This is a genomic window from Arthrobacter sp. TRD_SC_6, assembly GCF_055361185.1.
The window spans coordinates 325,540-343,016 of record NZ_CM143953.1 but is presented as its reverse complement, the minus strand read 5'-3'; the positions used below and the strand labels follow the sequence as shown (position 1 = coordinate 343,016).

Sequence of the window (17,477 nt, the reverse complement as noted above, 5' to 3'; positions counted from 1 at the left end):
CTGGTCCGATCAGGACGGCAACGCAACGACGACGTCGATCTCCACCAAAATGTCGTAAAGGTCCGAGCCGACAGTTGTCCGGACAGGGTATGGGGTGGGGAAGAACTCCATGTAAGCCTCGTTGTATTCAGCGAAATCCCGTTTCAGGTGCTGCAGGTGAGTGGTGACCTTGACGACATCGGCGAAGGTGGCCCCAGCTTCGGTCAGGACTGCTTCGATATTCCTTAGAACCTGGCGGGTCTGTTCGGCAACTCCTTCCGGGACGTTGCCCGTGGCGGGATCCTGCGGCCCGAACCCCGCTGTGTACAGGAATCCGTTGGCGATGATGCCCTGGTTGTAAGGTCCTGCCGGTGCCGGTGCGTTTGGAATGACGATTGCCTTCTTGGACATGATGATTCTCCTGTTTCGCTGTAATCGGTGGGAATAGGTGCTTGAAAAATCGCTAGCTGTCGCTGATGCGAACGGCCGCTCGAACGGTCTCTTCGACGATCGCTGCCTCCCCGTCCTGGAGGAGGTCCGGTCCAATCCAAAAGCCGTGCGCAGAACCGTTGCGTAGGTCCGGGTGTACAGCGACGCGGGGCGATGCTTCGTCGAGAGCGGTAAGAACCCGCGATGCCCGGGAGGAGTCGGATACCCCGACGTAGAGTCGAGGGACCGGCTGCCCGGCCTCATTGAGCAATTCTGTCCGGAGGGTCGTGCCTGGAAGGCCGGTGAGCGCGGCTTCCCAGGAGTCGACGGTTGTCAGCCACTGTTGGTGTAAAGCGGCGTGATCGAGATTGACGAAGCGTTCGACGGCGGCAACCAGGCCCGCGATCTCTTCTTTGCCGGCCTTCATAGCGCGTGCCCAGCGTTGGTATGGTGCACCGTTCTGGCGGGCTGCTTCAATGATTTCCGGGTTGCCGACCATAAGTCCGCTGGCCTGAGGACCGCGCAACGCCTTGCCGCCCGAGAAAACTGCGATGTCAGCACCCAGGTCACGGGTGAAGTGCCAGAAATTCTCCACGGGTGGCAGTTGGGCTGCGGCATCCACGATGACCGGTACACCACGCGATTTGGCAATGCTCACAACTCTGGACAAGGGCAGCGCGACCTGCGGGAGATGGGAACCGGCAACGTAGAGCACGGCTGCCGTCTCCTCCGTGATTGCTGCCTCCAGCTCCCAGTCAAAGGTCTGCTGAATATTGCCAATCTGCCGCACAGTGACCCCCGCCAAGGCAATGGCTGCATCGTAAGGGATGCGGTGTGCCGCGTGCATGATTACCTCACTGGGTGCGTGTTCCCTCCCGGGGAATTCACGCAGAACGCTTGGGTCGCCCTTGGTGCGGATGCCGAGGAGAGCGAGGATCAGTGCCGCGGCGCAGCCGGAGGTTGCGTACGCTGCCTCATTGTTGGTCAACTCGGCAAGGCGCTTGCCGGCAGCAATATGAAGTTGATGCATATCGACAAACGATCCTGCTGCATCCCGCATGGCCTCCAACACCTCTTCCGGCATCAGCGACCCACCTAGGGCGGTGAACGTAGTTGCGGCGTTGATGACGGGCTTTACCCCGAGGTCTGAATAGAAACTCATGGCGCCTTTCGTGAGGGTCAACCGAGTTGGCGGGAGATGTTGTGGGCCGTATTCCGAACATCATCAAGATGCGTCTTCAGGTCATCCAACGTGGCCACAACCTTGATGGAGGTGAGTGAAATGGCACCCACGATGCTTCGGCTCGAGTTGGTGATAGGTACTGCGATGCAATTCACGAAGTCCTCGAACTCCCCGTCGTCAACCCCCCAGCCCTGCGAGTGAATCAGGGTCAGTTGGTCGTCGAGAGCCGCACGGGAGGTGATGGTCTGCGATGTGAACGCTGTCCATTCTGCATGAGCAAGAATTGCGTCCCGACGTGCAGCGGGGAGTTGGCTCAGGATGGCTTTACCAACGCCGGTGCAGTGCGGAAGGACGGTCTTGCCGATTCGTGAATACATCCTGACGCTGTCACGACCCTCCACCTTGTCCACGTACATAACGGTGGACTCCACCAGCTGCGCGAGGTGAACGGTGTTGCCGGTTTTCGCCTGCAGTTTGCGGATCTCATCATGCGCCACCGCGGGTAGGTCCAACCCATCCAATGCCTGTTGCGCGATCGAGATTACCTTGGGGCCAATGCTGTAGTGGCCGTTGGCCCGGCGAAGCACAAAACCAGCGTCCTCAAAGGTCTGTAATTGGCGCAAAACCGTTGAACGATGGACATCGAACCGCCTGGCCGTGTCGCTGAGGCTTCGTGGTCCTTCCGAAAGGTATTCCAATATTTCGATAGCTCGCTGAACCGCTTGAGACATGTAAACCCCTTATATACTGGTCGTCCACCAACAATTTTGCACACGTATGTGCAGCATATGCAACATTGATGAGAATGCGAAGTGATTGAGCATGGCTGGTTTGGTTCTGCGCGGCGGTTCAGTAATTGACGGTCTCGGCGGGCCGCGATATGCGGCGGACGTCTGGATCCAGGACGGACGTATTGCCGGTGTTCTTGCGCCCGGCAGCTCGGCCGAAGGGCGGGACGTTGACGTATCAGGAATGGTTGTAGCGCCGGGGTTCATCGACATGCACGCCCACTCCGACCTTGCCGTGCTGGCCGATCCGGAGCACGTTTCAAAAGTAGCGCAGGGCATCACCTTGGAGGTTGTAGGTCAGGACGGCCTGGGGTATGCCCCAGTGACCGACGCCGTAATGACAGCAACCAGGGAGCAGATCGCAGGCTGGAATGGAAAACCCGACCTGACCTACTCCTGGCGCAGCGTCGCGCAGTACCTTGCGGAGGTTGACAAGGGGTGCGCCGTCAATGTTGCCGTTCTTGTTCCTCATGGCACGGCGCGGATGAATGTGATGGGCACACAGTCCCGTCCAGCTACTGCCGGTGAACTTGAACAGATCCGGTTCATTGTGGCGCAGGGTCTGATGGACGGCGCCATGGGAATGTCAACGGGTCTCACCTACACGCCCGGCATGTATGCATCGGACGAGGAGCTGATTCACGCGCTACGGGCCGTCCGGCAGGTTGGGGGTTACTACTGCCCGCATCACCGCAATTACGGCACGGAGGTTGTCGAGGGGTACCGCGCCTGCATCGAGATTGCCCGTCAGGCTCAGGTGCCGCTTCACCTGGCCCACTGCCACGTCAACTTTCCGCAGAACAAGGGACGGGCCAACGAGGTACTGGCGGCCTTCGATGACGCGATAGCCGACGGCGTGGACGTCACCCTGGATGCATATCCCTACCTGGCCGGCGCCACCTATCTGGCTGCCCTGTTGCCTAGTTGGGTCCATGAAGGTGGCCGTGACGCCATGACGGCGTTGCTGGGTGATCCAGTCTCCCGGACCAACATCCTGCATGAGATCGAAGTCGAGGGGTCCGACGGACACCACGGTGTTCCCATGGATTGGCAATCAATTGTGATCGCCTCCACCCAGGACCCGCTAAATTCCTACGCAGTTGGAATGACGGTTGGGGAACTCGCACAGGAGCGCGCAACCTCTCCCGGGGAAGCGTTCCTGGATCTGCTCCTGGCGGACGCATTCGGTGCTGGGTGCCTCGTGCAGGTAGGGAACGAAGAGAATGTCCAGGCCGTCATGCGCCACGAAGCCCATACCGTCGGCAGCGACGGAATTCTCGTAGGCGAGAAACCGCATCCGAGGGGTTGGGGCACCTTCCCCAGATTCCTCGGACACTACGTTCGCGAACTTGGCGTCCTCAGCCTTGAGGAAGCCGTGCTTCACGCTACATCCCGCCCGGCACGCCGGTTGGGGCTCAAGGACCGTGGTGTTGTCTCCGAGGGTAACTGGGCGGACCTTGTGGTCTTCGATCCAGATCTGGTCGGGTCGCGGGCGACCTACGACAACCCGAAGGTCACCCCGGAAGGTATCCACTACGTCTTTGTCAATGGCGAGCCCACTATCGAGCGCGGCCAACGGACGGCCTCAACCCCCGGCCGGGCAGTCCGCCGCGTATAGCGCTTCTGTAAACATCACCCCACACCTATTTACAAAGACTGTGCTCACCTGAGACCATGGCATATACCGCAACACGTGTTGCAACAGGTGCACAACCAGGAGTCGTAGTGAAAAACAGATCAGTGATGAAGAACGCGGCCTCGCTTGCAGTGATTGCGCTGGCACTCACAGCCTGTAGCGGCGGGGGTGGGGCAGCACAGGACGAAGGGCCTCCGGCGGAGGAGGGCGGAACGCTCACCTTTGCCAACTGGCAATGGCTCGAGCCGGGCCGTGGTGAGAACATCTTGGCTGCAGTGAAGCAGTACGAGACGGTCAACACCGCAGCCACAATTGAAACGCAGGAAATCACCCGGGCTGACTACGAGAAGACGATCAGCACTCAGATCGGCTCCGGAGCGGGTCCGGACATCCTGATCATTCCGGACCCGTTCTTCCCGGAGCTCGCGGCCTCCGGGGCGTTGGAGCCGCTCGATGGAATCCTGGACCCCGAAAGCGAGGAGGCGCTGCGCCCGGCGAACGAGAACTATCTGTTCGAGGAAGAGCAGCTCGGCCTGGTCTGGGAAGCCGTGCCCTATGCACTTTTCTATAACGACAACATCATGAGTGAGGCTGGAGTCGAGCCGCCTACCACGCCTGAGGAATTGGCTACCGCGGCCAAGGAGATCCAGGACGCGACAGGGAAGACGGGCTTCGTTGTCCGCCACCAGCTCAATGAAGAGGCGCCTTGGTGGACCGACTACAGCAACTGGGCCTACGGGTTCGGCGGCGCCTGGTCAGACGGCGAGAACCTCACCATTAACAGCGAGGAAAATGTCGCCGCGGCAGATGCGTACCTCAACGCGTACAACTCCGGTGGTTTTGGAGTTGGGGATGATGCCTCGACATACCGAAGCAAGTTCGCAGCCGGAGAGGTAGGCATGGTGATCGACAACTCGTCGGCCCTGCTCACCATGGTCTCGGGTGACGGCGTGCAGTCTGAAGAGGTCTCCGCCTCGACCTTGCCTTTCCCCGGCGGTGGTTCTGCTTATGCAGGCTTCGCGATAGGCATCAACGCTAACTCGGACAATAAGGAGCTGGCGAAGGATTTCATCAAATGGATGATGACCGCGGATGCGCAGTCCACGTTTGTAGAGGCGTTGTTCCCATCCGGTATCGCCACGGATACCGAGGTTCCCACGGAACTGGTCGAGGCAAATCCATGGATTGAGGCCTTCTACGAGCAGCTCGACAACTCATCCTCCGTAGTGATCCCGGGCTTCGAAACGCAGACACCGCAGATCCGCACCATCGTCCTCACCGAGATTGAGCGGATGCTGACCACCGGGGTGTCCGCGCAGGAGGCCATGGACGCAGCCCAGCAACAGGCTGAAGGCCTGGCTCCTTAGCCTTACGCAGGGTGCTGGGCAGGCATAACGGCCCAGCACCCTGCCCTATCGAGAGAACCGCGATGACTACCCACGCGCCCCCCAAAGAACGTGCAGCTGCCGCGACGCCACCGAAGGCCAAGCGCAGACGGTTCAGCTGGACACCCTACTTGTTCATCGGGTTAGCAGTGCTCTATCTGCTGTTGTTCGCCGTCCTTCCCTTACTTAAAGGCCTGGACCTGAGCTTCACCGATACGCGGCTGCTCAATCCGACAGGCGGTACCTACATTGGATTCGAGAATTATGAGCGGCTGCTGGGCAGCGGTGCTTTCTTCAAGTCCGTACTCACCACCCTGGTCTACACCGCTTTCACCGTCGTAGCCTCCCTGACCCTTGGAACCATCTCGGCGTTCGTCATTAACCGCATGTTTCCCGGACGCACGCTGGCACGCGCCATCATGGTCATGCCATGGGCAGTTCCTACGGTGGCAGTGGTACTGGTCTTCCGGTGGATCTACAACGATTCGTCCGGAGTAGCCAATGCCGCGACGACGGCAATGGGCCTTGGCGAACGGGGCTGGCTCACAGACCCTGATTACGGCATGCTCTCGGTGGTGGTTGCCACGGTCTGGAAAGTCACGCCGTTCGTGATGCTGGTTGTCCTGGCCGCACTCCAGTCCGTCCCGGAAGACCTTTACGAGGCCACCAGAATAGATGGCGCCGACAGCTACAGCACTTTCAAGCTCGTTGTATTGCCATTCCTGTTGCCAACCCTCCGTGTTGTCGGGCTGCTGATGACCATCTGGTCCTTCAGACGATTCGAGATCATCTGGCTCCTCACCGGCGGGGGCCCGGTGGACGCAACCACGACCATCGTTATTGACGTCTACCGACAGGCGTTCAACAACAGCCAGCTTGGACTTGCGGCTGCTCTCGGCATGTTGGGCCTGGTGTTGTCCCTGATTGTCACCGCCGTCTACTTCGTCCTGGAACTACGCTCCAACAAGCAGAACGGAGTCAACTCATGATCGGCCGTCGTCGTCTGGGCACCGGGATCAGGGCGCTGCTCGCGCTACTGCTGACCGTCCTGGCAGGTTTTCCCCTTTACTGGATCATCAATACCGCGATGACTCCAACGGATGTCCTCTTTCAAGGTGGACAGACTCTTGTGCCGGACTTCTCCCGCAGCCTGCAGGTGTTCTCAGTCCTCACCACTGATACGCCATTCCTGCGCTGGATGGCCAACTCGGCCTTCGTGGCCTTCGGCACCACCCTCCTGAGTCTCCTCATGGCGACGATGGGTGCCTACGCGCTTTCCAGGTACAAGTTCGTCGGCAAAGGACCCATGGGATTCCTCTTCTTCGCCACGCAGATGCTTCCCGAGGCACTGCTTGTCGTGCCGCTCTACTCCCTGTTCGCGACGCTGGGCCTACTCAACCAGTTGCACGGACTTGTTTTAGTCAATACCGCCTTTGCGATGCCGGTGGCGCTCTTCATCTTGAAATCAGCGATCGACAACATCCCCTATGAGCTCGAGGAATCAGCTCGGGTAGACGGGTGCAGCCCACTGAGCATCCTGCAGGTAATGGTTGTTCCGCTGGTTGCGCCGTCCATGGCTGCGGCCGCCGTCATCACCTTCTTCGATGGTTGGAACGAGTACCTGTTTGCCACGACCTTCATTGAGGACAGGTCGTCCTGGGTGGCCTCGACGGGCCTGGCGTCGTTCATCGGTGAATTCTCGACGCCGCTGGATACCGTCTTCAGCGCAGCTCTTGTGTTCACCATCCCGGCCGTCGTCTTCTTCCTTCTCATGCAACGCAAGATCGTTTCCGGACTTACCGCCGGATCAGTAAAGGGATAGTTCCATGCCAACTATTGAATTTGACCAGGTCAGCAAGAGTTTCTCGGGTAACACAGTGATCCAGGGCTTCGATGCAACCGTTCCCGACAAAGAGTTCCTGGTGCTCCTCGGCCCTTCAGGCTGCGGCAAGTCCACCATGCTCCGAATGATCGCCGGCCTTACCGACATCTCGAAGGGACAACTGAAGTTCGACGGCGTGGTGGTCAACGACCTGGAGCCGAAGAAGAGGAATATCGCCTTCGTTTTCCAGTCGTATGCGCTGTACCCGCACATGAGCGTGCGCGCCAACATCGGATTCCCCCTCATCATGGACAACTTCAAGATGTGGCACCACATCCCAATCGTTGGAGGATTCGCTCGCCGTTCCCTGATGAAGAGGAAGGACATAGCAGCGAAGATCAGCAATGTAGCGGAGATGCTGGAACTGACCGATTATCTGGACCGCCGGCCGAAGGCACTCTCGGGCGGCCAGAGGCAGCGCGTAGCGGTAGCGCGGTCCCTGATCCGGGAGCCGGCGCTGTATCTGCTGGATGAACCGCTGAGCAATCTGGACGCGAAGCTGCGAACCCAGATGAGGGCCGAGATTTCAGCACTCCACGACCGCGTGCAGAAGACCTTTGTCTACGTCACGCATGATCAGGTCGAGGCGATGACCATGGGAACGCGGATCATTGTGCTCAACGACGGTCTGGTACAGCAGTACGGAACCCCGAAGGAAATTTACGACCGGCCAGCCAATACCTTCGTAGCCAAATTCATCGGTTCGCCTCCTATGAACCTGATACCGGTCCACATGAATGGGACCACGATGGAGATGTTCGGTAACGAGCTCTCCTTCGCACCTCCCGCCGCCACCGGTTCCCAGCAAGTTCAATTGGGAATTCGCGCGGAGAAGGTCCATGTGCACACCGAAGCAGGGTCCGGAGGTTACTCCGCCAGGGTGATCACCGTTGAACATTTGGGATCGGAGACCGTAGTCGGCTTTAAATTTGGTTCCGAGGAACATACCGCGGAGGTTGGTGCGCGGGCGTCCCGTGATCTCTTCTACGCCAAGCTGGTCGGTGATGCCCGTCTGGAGCACGGCCAGTTGTGTAACGTGTCCTTCGACCAATCCGATGTCCTCTGGTATTCCACAGATAGCGGAGAACTGCTTGACAGCCCGCAGATGGCTTCCAGCTGATAATGCGAACGGAAGTTGGAGCCGGCATGACGAGATTGAAAACCTCTGAGGGTAAGCCCCCACCGTTGCTGTGTCTTGGCGAAACCATGGTCCTTTTGACCGCTGATGATGGCCCGTTGGAGGAGAACAGTCACGTTGGGATCCATGTGGGCGGGGCCGAAAGCAACGTAGCCAGTGGGCTGGCCCATCTGGGGCACGACGTCGAATGGTTCAGCAGGGTTGGTGACGATCCCTTTGGGCGCATCATCATGGACTTTCTCCGTGCCAGGGGAGTGGGGTTGGAGACGGTGGTTGTCGATACCGCACGGTCTACCGGCATCTATCTGAAGAACCGGGAAGCTGACACAAGCCGTGTGTTTTACTACCGGTCTGGATCCGCGGCGTCTGCAATGAGCCCAGAGGACCTTCCTTCCCTGAACCTGGAGGAACGGGCGTTATGCCACGTGTCCGGCATTACCCCCGCGCTCTCGACGACGGCCGACGCCCTGATGCAGCGGTTGGTTGTCGATCGCGAAGTTCCCGGATTGCTGGTGAGCTTCGACGTCAATTACCGGCCCGCCCTTTGGGATGTCGAGGACGCGGCGCCGCGTCTGCTTGAGCTCGCCCGTGGTTCGGACATTGTGGTGGTGGGTCGTGACGAGGCGGAGACATTGTGGGGAACCGCGCGGGCCCGGGATGTCCGGCAGATCCTGCCTGACATCCCTCACCTGGTGGTGAAGGATGCGGCTGTGGGGGCCACTCACTTCTCCGGTGACAAGGCGATCTTCGAGCCTGCGCTCAAGGCCGAGGTGGTGGACCCCGTCGGTGCCGGTGACGCCTTCGCCGCAGGCTTTTTGTCCGGCGTCGTCCGCGGCCTTGGAGTGCCGCGAGCGCTGCGTCTGGGCCATCTGATGGCTGGCCTCACCTTGCAGCATGTCAGCGATCTGCCGACGCTTCCTTCTGCAGCGGCCATATTGTCCCTGAGCGATGCCAGCGCCGAAGAGTGGGCTGGTATCTCCTTGAGCAGTACGCATCTGGACGACCTCGAGGGCTTCATACGGAAAGGACATGCGAATGTCAGCTGAAATCGGAACTCTCATCGAGGGCCAACCTGTCATGGCGATTCTCCGGAACATGGATGCCAAACGCGCGGTTGAGCTGGCGTCTCGCGCCTGGGATCTGGGAATCGACCTGGTGGAAGTGCCCATCCAGTCCCCTGATGCTCTTCCCTCCCTGGAAGCTGTCGTCAGGGCTGGAGCAGAACGGGGAAAGCTCGTTGGTTCCGGAACCATCGTCACTGTCGAGCAGGTCCGGCAAAGCCAGGAACTCGGAGTGGCTTTCACTGTGGCACCGGGACTGGACGAGGAAGTGGTCCGGTTGTGCCGCGAGGTCGGCATGCCGCATCTGCCGGGTATCTCCACCCCCAGCGAGATACAGTCTGCGGTTCGTCTTGGCTGCCATGTGGTGAAGGCATTTCCGGCGTCCGTGTTGGGTGCTGAGTGGTTCAAGGCAATGCAGGGACCGTTCCCCGCGGTCACCTTCGTTGCCACCGGCGGCATCGACGCGACGAACGCGGCAGAGTTCCTCAACGCCGGCGCACAAACGGTGGCCGTCGGCTCAGCTCTCGCGGATGAACGCCAGCTGGATCTGATCAGCGAGATTCTTGGCGCCAGAGCTGGAACGGATAACTGATCATTCTGATGACCCACTTCAGTAGGTCCACGTGACGAGCAGAGTGCTTACTGTCTCCGCAGCTCAGCTTGGACCTGTCCCACGTTCAGCAACGAGGGCCCAGACACTTTCGCGATTGATCAGCCTGCTGGAGAAGGCTGCACTGGATGGCACACAACTGGTTGTCTTTCCGGAAGCCGCGCTGACCCCCTTCTTCCCCCATTGGCTCGTGACCGGGGATGAGGAGCTTCATGCCTATTTCGAGGCCAGCTTGCCCAACCCGGACACTCAGGCGCTGTTCGACGCCGCACGTGAATTAAAGGTTGCTTTTGTCCTCGGCTATGCCGAACGCACGGTTGAAAACCAGCTGTTCAACACGGCAGTACTGGTCGATGAACGGGCCGAGATTCTTCACAAATACCGGAAGATCCACCTCCCAGGATTCAAGGAAGTACAGCACGGCGCTCCGTTCCAAAACCTTGAAAAGCGGTACTTCGAGGTGGGGAATCTTGGTTTCGGTGTGCGGACTTGGGCGAATACGAAGGTTGGGCTGGCTATCTGCAATGACCGGCGGTGGCCGGAGACCTACCGGCTACTGGCGCTCGGTGGAGCGGAATTGGTCTGCCTTGGGTACAACACCCCAGCATTGACACCACATCTGCCTGAGAGCGATGCACTGGTGGACTTCCACAACCACCTGTCGATGCAGGCAGGCGCCTACCAGAACTCAATGTGGGTTGTAGGTACTGCCAAAGCAGGCACAGAGGAAGGCGTTGCTCAGATAGGCGGCACCGCTATCATCGCGCCTTCGGGCGAAATTGTTGCCACAGCGCAGACGTTGGAAGATGAGCTGGTGACAGCGGAAATCGACCTTGACATGGTCACCCGGTACCGGCGCGATGTCTTCAATTTCTCCCATCATCGGCGGCCTGAGCATTACGGAGCCATCGCTCAGCCCTTTGCAGGCTAATTTCTCTGACCGAGCGCGAGGGGACGGCAGCGCTACTCAGATGAGCGCGGTCCCGCGGAAGCAGGTGGTGGTTGCGCCGCCCACCCAGACAGCGCCGTCGTCGTCCGCCGTGATGGTGATGCTGCCCGCCCGGCCCAGCCGGGAGCCCTGGGAGACGCGGTAACCGTCGGCAACTGCGCCGGTGCGTGTGAGCCACTGCCCGACCGACGCGTTCATGCTGCCACACACCGGATCCTCGGCGACGCCGACCGCAGGGGCGAATGTGCGCATCTCGAAAGCGTGCTCGGCGCCTTCCGGGTATGCGCCGATGGCGCCGATCATCGCCGTCGGAATCTGCGACAGGTCCGGCTCGAGGCTGAGGACCTCCTCCGCAGTGGCAAGCCGGATGCCCGCCCAGCCGGGCCCGTTGTCCACCCACTGGTGGGACAGCACCTGGTCACGCTCGATGCCGAAGGCGCTGACGACGGCGGCGAGATACTCCTCGTCGAGGTCGCCGCTACGTTGGGTGGGCGGAGCAGCGAAGGAGAGGACGCCGGCGTCGTGCTTGAGGGTGACCAGCCCGGCCGTGCATTCCTGGACGACGACGCCGGCGCGTTGCGGACGACCGCCGTCCTCAAGCCAGGCGTGGGCGGAGCCGAGCGTGGGGTGTCCAGCGAAGGGAAGTTCGCCACCGGGGGTGAAGATGCGGACGCGGTAGTCGGCGTCAGGCGTGGTTGGTGGCAGGAGGAACGTGGTTTCGGAGAGATTGGTCCAACGGGCGACCTGCTGCATGGTGTCGGCGTCCAGGCCGTTTCCGTCCAGTACGACGGCGACCGGGTTGCCGAGATAAGGGGTCGAGGAGAACACGTCGACCTGGGCGAAGGGACGGGGAGTTGCCATGGCCCCAGTGTGTCAGGGCTGGCAGGATTTCGCTCGCCCCCGCCGTCGTTGTTCCGGAGGCTTCGTGCCCACCTGCACGGTGGGATATCGATCGAAATTGTCCAATGCGTCAGATGATCGTGCGCGGATGAACTGATCGATCGATCATGAGCTCCCGCCGGGAGAAGCCAGGACCGCGGGGGAGAGCCCCTTTCGCCCAGCGGCTGACCCGCGTAGAGTCGCCCGCATGGCTGGCACACTGGTACGTCCCCGTAATGGCAAGATCCTCGCTGGAGTCTGCGCGGCAATCGCTGCGGGCTTCGGCCTGCCCAAGTGGCTGGTCCGGTTGGGCTTCGTCATCTTCGGACTGGTGGGCGTGGGGGAGCTGGTCTACGTCATCCTGTGGATCGTGCTGCCGAAGTCGGATCGGTAGTCTCAGAAAGCTCCTCACGGTTTACAACAATGGGTTGAACTAGTCGTGTACACTTCGGCCATGTCCAGTGCATCCATGCAGACCCGCCTTATGGCGATCTTCGCGTCCCTCTTCGCCGTTGTCGCGCTTGTTGCAGGGTGCACAGGCCCGTCGCCGGATGATTCCCCCGACCCCGCCGCCCTGTTGGAAGAGTCGAGTGAGACCACCAAAGGGCAAAGCAGTGCACATCTCGCGCTTACGGTTGAGGGCGAAATCGACGGATTGCCGGTCGAACTCGTCGAGGGCGATCTCACACAGACCCCGGCGGTGGCTGCCCAGGGCACACTCGACATGACGTTCCTCGGCCAACCGCTCAAAGGTGTCGAGTTCGTGGTCTTCGACGGCGACCTCTGGGCCGCCATCACGTCGGGAGGCAGCGTGACCAACTTCGGACCGGCATCCGAGATTTACGACGTCGCGACGATCCTGGACCCTGACGCCGGGCTGGCCAACGTGCTCGCCAACTTCTCCGACGCCGCGATCGACGGCGAGGAGGCCGTCGAGGGCGTGAACTCGGTACGCATTACTGGAAACGTCACCGCGGACGCGGTCAACAAAATCTCCCCGCAGATCGCGGCCACCGGGCCCGTGCCCGGCACCGTCTGGATCTCTGAGGATGACAACCGCGAACTGATGCAGGTCCAGTTGGAGCCCAGCCCTGGTAACAGCGTCACGATGACCCTGTCCAAGTGGGGCGAACCGGTCACCGTCGACGATCCGGCAGAGTGATTCAGGGCCCGCCCCCGGCAGTCAGGCGGGTGCCGACCAACCGCCGCATGGCGATAAGTGCGGCCAGTCTGGCAGTGGCGCTGGGAGCGCTCGACACCTACGTGGTGGTCACGATCATGACCGACATCATGCGCGACGTCGGCATTGGTATTAATCAGCTCCAGCGGGTCACCCCGATCATCACCGGCTACCTGCTCGGGTATATCGCGGCGATGCCGCTACTCGGCCGGGCGTCGGACCGGTTCGGGCGGAAGATGCTCATTCAGGTCAGTCTGGCCGGCTTCGCGCTCGGATCGGTAGTCACGGCACTGTCAGCCGATCTCACGGTGTTGGTCATCGGCCGCGCTCTCCAGGGCGCCGCCAGTGGCGCGCTGCTGCCGGTGACGATGGCCCTGGCCGCCGAACTGTGGGTTGCGCGCAACCGCGCAGCTGTGCTCGGCGGCATCGGTGCCGTACAGGAACTGGGCAGCGTGCTCGGTCCGGTGTACGGCATCGTCCTGGTCGGGCTGTTCCAGCATTGGCAGGCCATTTTCTGGGTGAACGTGCCGCTCGCAGTGCTCGCGATGGTGATGATCCATTTCAGCCTGCCCGGCCGGCAGGAAACCGATGATCCTCAAAAGGTCGACGTGGTGGGAGGCCTCCTGCTGGCCGTCGCCTTGGGCCTGATTGTGATCGGGCTCTACAACCCCGAGCCGGACGGCAAGGCGGTGTTGCCCAGCTGGGGAATGCCGGTGCTGATCGCGGCGGCCGTGGTGAGCGTCGCGTTCTTCGTCTGGGAGAGGTTCGCCCGCACCCGGCTGCTGGAACCGGCAGGAGTGCACCTCAGACCGTTCCTGGCGGCACTCGGCGCGTCCATGGCCGCGGGAGCCGCGCTCATGGTGACGCTGGTCAACGTCGAGCTGTTCGGTCAGGGTGTCCTGGGCAAGGACCAGAACGAGGCCGCATTCCTGCTGCTACGTTTCCTCATCGCGCTGCCGGTTGGGGCGCTACTCGGTGGATGGTTGGCCACGCAGATCGGCGACCGGATCGTCGCGTTCACCGGCCTGCTCATCGCGGCCGCGGGTTATCTCCTGATCTCGAAATGGTCCGTCGATGTGCTGACGACGCAACACGATCTTGGGCTGTTCACCCTGCCGACACTGGACACCGATCTGGCGATCGCCGGCCTGGGTCTCGGCCTGGTGATCGGTCCGTTGACGTCCGCCACGCTTCGGGTGGTGCCCGCCGCCCAGCACGGAATCGGGTCGGCGGCGATCGTCGTTGCCCGAATGATCGGCATGCTGCTCGGCATCGCGGCGCTGAGCGCATGGGGCCTCTACCGGTTCAACCAGCATCTGGCCAGCCTGCCCGCCAGTACGGACGGCACACTCGAGGAACGGTTATTGGCCGAAGCTGGCCGGCTCCGTGAAGCTTACGCCCTGCAGTACGGCGAAATATTCTCGATCACCGCGGTCGTGTGTGTGGTGGGCGCGGTACTGGGACTGCTGATCAGCGCGCGGGACGAGCATGCCGAGGAGCCGCAGCCAGACGTAGCGAAAGACCTCCGGGAGCGATAGGGCCCTGCTCTCCCACCCCGGTAGGGCTGCCGGAGGACTTACCTGCACTCCGGCTTCTGTGCGCGAATGTCGCCATACGGAGGCCCGCACTACTGATCGTGGATCAGTAGTGGTCGCATGCCTGTGAAACGACGACGTGCGTGTCGGTCACAAGGTAGACGAGACGGTGCGCCTCATCGATTCGCCTGGACCAGGCGCCCGACAGGATGTGCTTGAGCGGCTCGGGTTTGCCGATACCGGCGAACAGGTCCTGCAGGAGGTCCTGGATCAACAGGTTAATTCGCTTCAGTTCCTGTCCTGGCCTTGCCTTGCCAGTAGGTGCAGTCCTCCGACCCGTTCCGGTCGAATGCGAGCTGTCGGCTCACGCCTCGTGGACTCGGAAACGCGGCGGTAGACCGGTGTCAGGAAAGCCAGGTAACGCGGCCACGATAATGACGATTCCCGCGATCAGGAAGATCAACGCAATCCCCCGCGAGGTGCCTTCGCCGAGTAGCGGCCCGAGTTGGGAGGACCCTTCGGCGGCAGTTTTGGTTGGTCAAGGGTGGACCTCAGGAGGATCCGGTGCTGTACTAAGGGCAACTAGCCATTTTCAACGCCCCCTTTGATGGTTGATTTTCGTGGAAGGTGTGACCGTGAAAGATTGCGGAACGTTGCGTGAAGATCTCCGCCGACGGTGCAGGCGAAGCGAAGGCCACCTGCCGAATAAGCGCTTCCCACAAGCAACGGATGGGTGAATGAAACATCAAAAGCCCGTTGCTGGCCGGCGGTTGTTTTCCGCGGCATGCGTCCTGGTTCTTGCTGGGGGTGCGGCCACCATTGGTGTGGGCCTTCAAGGGGATGCCCTCGCCGGTTCTGCCGTTTCCCAGTCCGCTGTGGCGCCGTCAGCGCCTCCCACCGTCACGCCGACGACGACGGTAGCGCCAGCACCAACGGCGCCGCCCGCGCTGCCAGCACCAACGGCGGTACCCGCGCCGCCAGAGCCGCCAGAGCCGCCAGAGCCGGCTGCTCCGGTGGGGCCAGTATTGCCAGCTTCGGCCCCAGTCAGCACGGCGATCGAAACCATCGGGGTGGACTCCGCTTTAATGGTGTTGGGTAAAGAGGACGATGGGACCGTGGAGGTCCCGCCCGGAGATGCCGATTCGCCTGCAGGGTGGTACGAGAACTCGCCCACGCCAGGAGAGGTCGGATCCTCCGTCATACTCGGTCACGTCAACTCGACCCAGACCGGTGTCGGGGTGTTTTACCGGCTACCTGAGTTGAAGGCCGCCGATCAGGTTTCCGTCACCCGCGCCGACGGTACAGTCGCCGTTTTCGAGGTATATCGTGTGGACACCTACGATAAGGAAAAGTTCCCCACGGTGGATGTCTATGGGTACGTTGATCGTGCCGAGCTGCGGTTGATTACCTGCGGAGGCTACGACCCCTCCAACGGAGAGTTCGACCAGAACATCGTGGTCTACGCCCACTTGATTTCCAGCCACCCTGCCTGAGCAGAAAATCAACCTGCAAATAATAAATTAGTCAGCACCCTTGTATTTGCCCCGTCCGTCAAGAATGATCATCCCTACACGGGAACATGCCTCAGGCGCTGTTAGGGATCCGTCTAGGGTATCTCCCACGGTTTCTCATGGACGGGTAGGTGCTAGGCAATGTTTGATCAGAAATTTATTACCAAGGCTATTTCCAGGAGCGCGGAAAATCAGCTTGATCGCCGCCGCTTTTTCCGAACTGCTGGTATAGCTGGCCTTGGTGTTGGTTCGGCGGCGTTGATGGCAACCACGGCCGGACCCGCGAACGCGCAGCCTATGGATGCGGAAGGCCCGAGCGATTCAGCAATACTGAACTTCGCCCTGAACCTGGAATACCTCGAAGCTGAATTCTATTTGCGAGCAGTGTATGGAGAGGGTCTTTCGTCGGACTTGATCGGAGGAACTGGTACCCCGGGCGAGGTAACCGGCGGTCATGCTGTCCCGTTCAAAACTAAGAACATTGAGCAGTATGCACGGGAAATCGCGGAGGATGAAAAAGCTCACGTCGCCTTCCTGCGCACAGCCCTGGGAGGCGCGGCCGTGTCGCGTCCTGCCATTGATATTGGTGCCAGCTTCACCGCGGCCGCTGTAGCGGCAGGACTGATTAAAGAGGGGGAACCCTTCGATGTGTATGAAAAGGAGGAGAACTTTCTGCTTGGCGCGTTCATCTTCGAAGATGTCGGAGTCACGGCATACAAGGGTGCTGCACCGCTGATCGACAGCAAGGTTTTCCTTGAGGCTGCTGCGGGGATTCTTGCCGCCGAGGCATATCACTCGGGAATTATCAGAACCACATTGTATGGGCTTGATCTCGCCGCCCCGACAGTAAACATTTCGGACCTTCGCGACAGCGTCGACGGCCCCGAGGATGTCGATCAGCCCATCATCCTCAACGACACTGCCAACCTCGTGCCTCTGGATGCCAACGGCATTGCCTTCAGCCGCACCCCGGGCCAGGTCCTGAACATCGTCTACCTGACGCCGGAGCCAGTACGCTCCGGCGGGTTCTTCCCCAACGGCGTAAACGGTGCCCTCAATGGCAGCGGAAACCTCGGCCCCGCACCGGAAGGGGATTTCCCCGCTGGCGCACCTGGCACTGGAGTGCAAGGACCCAATGCCGGACAGGGCGGCGGACAGCCAGACATGGGACTCATCGGGCTCGGTGCTGGAGCGGCGCTGGCTGCTGGAGCAGCCCTGGCTGTGCAACACAAGATGGGAACCAAAACTGCTACCGAAAACACTTCCGTAAACTCCGACTAGCAGCCGGGTTTCAAAGGCACTCCCAATAGAGGATTGTCCTTCAGCAATCCT

Annotated in this window: 19 protein-coding genes and 1 pseudogene; 13 read left to right on the top strand and 7 right to left on the bottom strand. The window is 60.9% G+C overall.

All coding sequences use genetic code 11. The features are described 5' to 3' along the window. Positions 1–9: 9 nt before the first annotated feature. Genes ACWA1U_RS01660 through ACWA1U_RS01650 form a run of 3 tightly spaced genes read right to left on the bottom strand, consistent with a single transcriptional unit; the run spans position 10 to position 2,322 of the window. A complete protein-coding gene (locus ACWA1U_RS01660; RefSeq protein WP_463723609.1) occupies positions 10–390 on the bottom strand; it encodes a RidA family protein in 381 nt (126 codons plus the stop codon). A gap of 52 nt (positions 391–442) precedes the next feature. Next, positions 443–1,570 (bottom strand): aminotransferase class V-fold PLP-dependent enzyme, encoded by a 1,128-nt coding sequence (locus ACWA1U_RS01655; RefSeq protein WP_463723608.1) that lies wholly within the window; start codon positions 1,568–1,570, stop codon positions 443–445. 17 nt (positions 1,571–1,587) lie between these two features. Then, positions 1,588–2,322: an IclR family transcriptional regulator gene (locus ACWA1U_RS01650; protein ID WP_463723607.1), complete on the bottom strand. Its 735-nt coding sequence runs from the start codon at positions 2,320–2,322 to the stop codon at positions 1,588–1,590. Between the two features lie 91 nt (positions 2,323–2,413). On the opposite strand from ACWA1U_RS01650, the gene ACWA1U_RS01645 reads away from it, so the two are divergent. The 8 genes from ACWA1U_RS01645 to ACWA1U_RS01610 all read left to right on the top strand — a co-directional run bounded on the left by ACWA1U_RS01645 (position 2,414) and on the right by ACWA1U_RS01610 (position 11,022). Further along, positions 2,414–3,997 (top strand): N-acyl-D-amino-acid deacylase family protein, encoded by a 1,584-nt coding sequence (locus ACWA1U_RS01645; RefSeq protein ID WP_463723606.1) that lies wholly within the window; start codon positions 2,414–2,416, stop codon positions 3,995–3,997. 107 nt (positions 3,998–4,104) lie between these two features. Then, complete coding sequence (locus tag ACWA1U_RS01640) at positions 4,105–5,382, top strand: ABC transporter substrate-binding protein (RefSeq protein ID WP_463723605.1); 1,278 nt, start codon at positions 4,105–4,107, stop codon at positions 5,380–5,382. Positions 5,383–5,444: 62 nt separating this feature from the next. After that, positions 5,445–6,389 carry a carbohydrate ABC transporter permease gene (locus ACWA1U_RS01635; protein ID WP_463723604.1) on the top strand — a complete coding sequence of 315 codons (945 nt, stop codon included), beginning with the start codon at positions 5,445–5,447 and terminating at the stop codon, positions 6,387–6,389. Continuing rightward, positions 6,386–7,222 carry a carbohydrate ABC transporter permease gene (locus ACWA1U_RS01630; protein WP_463723603.1) on the top strand — a complete coding sequence of 279 codons (837 nt, stop codon included), beginning with the start codon at positions 6,386–6,388 and terminating at the stop codon, positions 7,220–7,222. Before ACWA1U_RS01635 ends, ACWA1U_RS01630 begins: the two co-directional genes overlap by 4 nt. Before the next feature lie 4 nt (positions 7,223–7,226). Then, complete coding sequence (locus ACWA1U_RS01625; RefSeq protein WP_463723602.1) at positions 7,227–8,402, top strand: ABC transporter ATP-binding protein; 1,176 nt, start codon at positions 7,227–7,229, stop codon at positions 8,400–8,402. A 26-nt stretch (positions 8,403–8,428) separates the two neighbouring features. Beyond that, positions 8,429–9,466, top strand: coding sequence for a sugar kinase (locus ACWA1U_RS01620; protein ID WP_463723601.1), 1,038 nt, complete (start codon positions 8,429–8,431; stop codon positions 9,464–9,466). Next, entirely contained in the window at positions 9,456–10,073 is a 618-nt protein-coding gene (locus ACWA1U_RS01615; protein WP_463723600.1) for a bifunctional 4-hydroxy-2-oxoglutarate aldolase/2-dehydro-3-deoxy-phosphogluconate aldolase, read from the top strand. Before ACWA1U_RS01620 ends, ACWA1U_RS01615 begins: the two co-directional genes overlap by 11 nt. Before the next feature lie 31 nt (positions 10,074–10,104). Continuing rightward, positions 10,105–11,022, top strand: coding sequence for a nitrilase-related carbon-nitrogen hydrolase (locus ACWA1U_RS01610; protein ID WP_463723599.1), 918 nt, complete (start codon positions 10,105–10,107; stop codon positions 11,020–11,022). Between the two features lie 36 nt (positions 11,023–11,058). On the opposite strand, the gene ACWA1U_RS01605 is transcribed toward ACWA1U_RS01610, so the two are convergent. Next, the gene (locus tag ACWA1U_RS01605) at positions 11,059–11,901 is read right to left on the bottom strand and encodes a PhzF family phenazine biosynthesis protein (protein ID WP_463723598.1); all 843 of its coding nucleotides are present in this window, start codon (positions 11,899–11,901) and stop codon (positions 11,059–11,061) included. A 226-nt stretch (positions 11,902–12,127) separates the two neighbouring features. On the opposite strand from ACWA1U_RS01605, the gene ACWA1U_RS01600 reads away from it, so the two are divergent. The 3 genes from ACWA1U_RS01600 to ACWA1U_RS01590 are packed head-to-tail and all read left to right on the top strand — an operon-like array spanning position 12,128 to position 14,637. Further along, positions 12,128–12,313: a PspC domain-containing protein gene (locus ACWA1U_RS01600; RefSeq protein ID WP_463723597.1), complete on the top strand. Its 186-nt coding sequence runs from the start codon at positions 12,128–12,130 to the stop codon at positions 12,311–12,313. A 60-nt stretch (positions 12,314–12,373) separates the two neighbouring features. Further along, entirely contained in the window at positions 12,374–13,081 is a 708-nt protein-coding gene (locus tag ACWA1U_RS01595) for an LppX_LprAFG lipoprotein (protein ID WP_463723596.1), read from the top strand. 47 nt (positions 13,082–13,128) lie between these two features. Next, positions 13,129–14,637, top strand: coding sequence for an MFS transporter (locus tag ACWA1U_RS01590; protein ID WP_463723595.1), 1,509 nt, complete (start codon positions 13,129–13,131; stop codon positions 14,635–14,637). Positions 14,638–14,740: 103 nt separating this feature from the next. On the opposite strand, the gene ACWA1U_RS01585 is transcribed toward ACWA1U_RS01590, so the two are convergent. The 3 genes and pseudogenes from ACWA1U_RS01585 to ACWA1U_RS01575 all read right to left on the bottom strand — a co-directional run bounded on the left by ACWA1U_RS01585 (position 14,741) and on the right by ACWA1U_RS01575 (position 15,700). Then, the gene (locus ACWA1U_RS01585) at positions 14,741–14,908 is read right to left on the bottom strand and encodes a Txe/YoeB family addiction module toxin (protein ID WP_463723594.1); all 168 of its coding nucleotides are present in this window, start codon (positions 14,906–14,908) and stop codon (positions 14,741–14,743) included. A gap of 14 nt (positions 14,909–14,922) precedes the next feature. Next, positions 14,923–15,172: pseudogene (locus ACWA1U_RS01580) on the bottom strand (hypothetical protein); the annotation flags it as partial. 294 nt (positions 15,173–15,466) lie between these two features. Next, positions 15,467–15,700 (bottom strand): hypothetical protein, encoded by a 234-nt coding sequence (locus ACWA1U_RS01575; RefSeq protein WP_463725098.1) that lies wholly within the window; start codon positions 15,698–15,700, stop codon positions 15,467–15,469. Here ACWA1U_RS01575 and ACWA1U_RS01570 point away from each other — a divergent pair. Continuing rightward, positions 15,648–16,127, top strand: a complete 480-nt coding sequence (locus ACWA1U_RS01570) for a class F sortase (protein WP_463724927.1) — start codon at positions 15,648–15,650, stop codon at positions 16,125–16,127. The genes ACWA1U_RS01575 and ACWA1U_RS01570 overlap by 53 nt on opposite strands. Positions 16,128–16,286: 159 nt before the next feature. Next, positions 16,287–17,426 carry a ferritin-like domain-containing protein gene (locus ACWA1U_RS01565; protein ID WP_463723593.1) on the top strand — a complete coding sequence of 380 codons (1,140 nt, stop codon included), beginning with the start codon at positions 16,287–16,289 and terminating at the stop codon, positions 17,424–17,426. The last annotated feature ends 51 nt before the right edge of the window (positions 17,427–17,477 follow it).

What these genes read in the sequence shown, in the direction of transcription:
- ACWA1U_RS01620 (WP_463723601.1), top strand. Translation starts at nt 8,429, where the DNA reads ATGACGAGATTGAAAACCTCTGAGGGTAAGCCCCCACCGTTGCTGTGT.
- ACWA1U_RS01595 (WP_463723596.1), top strand. Translation starts at nt 12,374, where the DNA reads ATGTCCAGTGCATCCATGCAGACCCGCCTTATGGCGATCTTCGCGTCC.
- ACWA1U_RS01605 (WP_463723598.1), bottom strand. Translation starts at nt 11,901, where the DNA reads ATGGCAACTCCCCGTCCCTTCGCCCAGGTCGACGTGTTCTCCTCGACC.
- ACWA1U_RS01660 (WP_463723609.1), bottom strand. Translation starts at nt 390, where the DNA reads ATGTCCAAGAAGGCAATCGTCATTCCAAACGCACCGGCACCGGCAGGA.
- ACWA1U_RS01650 (WP_463723607.1), bottom strand. Translation starts at nt 2,322, where the DNA reads ATGTCTCAAGCGGTTCAGCGAGCTATCGAAATATTGGAATACCTTTCG.
- ACWA1U_RS01625 (WP_463723602.1), top strand. Translation starts at nt 7,227, where the DNA reads ATGCCAACTATTGAATTTGACCAGGTCAGCAAGAGTTTCTCGGGTAAC.
- ACWA1U_RS01600 (WP_463723597.1), top strand. Translation starts at nt 12,128, where the DNA reads ATGGCTGGCACACTGGTACGTCCCCGTAATGGCAAGATCCTCGCTGGA.
- ACWA1U_RS01575 (WP_463725098.1), bottom strand. Translation starts at nt 15,700, where the DNA reads ATGGTTTCGATCGCCGTGCTGACTGGGGCCGAAGCTGGCAATACTGGC.
- ACWA1U_RS01590 (WP_463723595.1), top strand. Translation starts at nt 13,129, where the DNA reads ATGGCGATAAGTGCGGCCAGTCTGGCAGTGGCGCTGGGAGCGCTCGAC.
- ACWA1U_RS01655 (WP_463723608.1), bottom strand. Translation starts at nt 1,570, where the DNA reads ATGAGTTTCTATTCAGACCTCGGGGTAAAGCCCGTCATCAACGCCGCA.
- ACWA1U_RS01635 (WP_463723604.1), top strand. Translation starts at nt 5,445, where the DNA reads ATGACTACCCACGCGCCCCCCAAAGAACGTGCAGCTGCCGCGACGCCA.
- ACWA1U_RS01645 (WP_463723606.1), top strand. Translation starts at nt 2,414, where the DNA reads ATGGCTGGTTTGGTTCTGCGCGGCGGTTCAGTAATTGACGGTCTCGGC.
- ACWA1U_RS01565 (WP_463723593.1), top strand. Translation starts at nt 16,287, where the DNA reads ATGTTTGATCAGAAATTTATTACCAAGGCTATTTCCAGGAGCGCGGAA.
- ACWA1U_RS01615 (WP_463723600.1), top strand. Translation starts at nt 9,456, where the DNA reads ATGTCAGCTGAAATCGGAACTCTCATCGAGGGCCAACCTGTCATGGCG.
- ACWA1U_RS01630 (WP_463723603.1), top strand. Translation starts at nt 6,386, where the DNA reads ATGATCGGCCGTCGTCGTCTGGGCACCGGGATCAGGGCGCTGCTCGCG.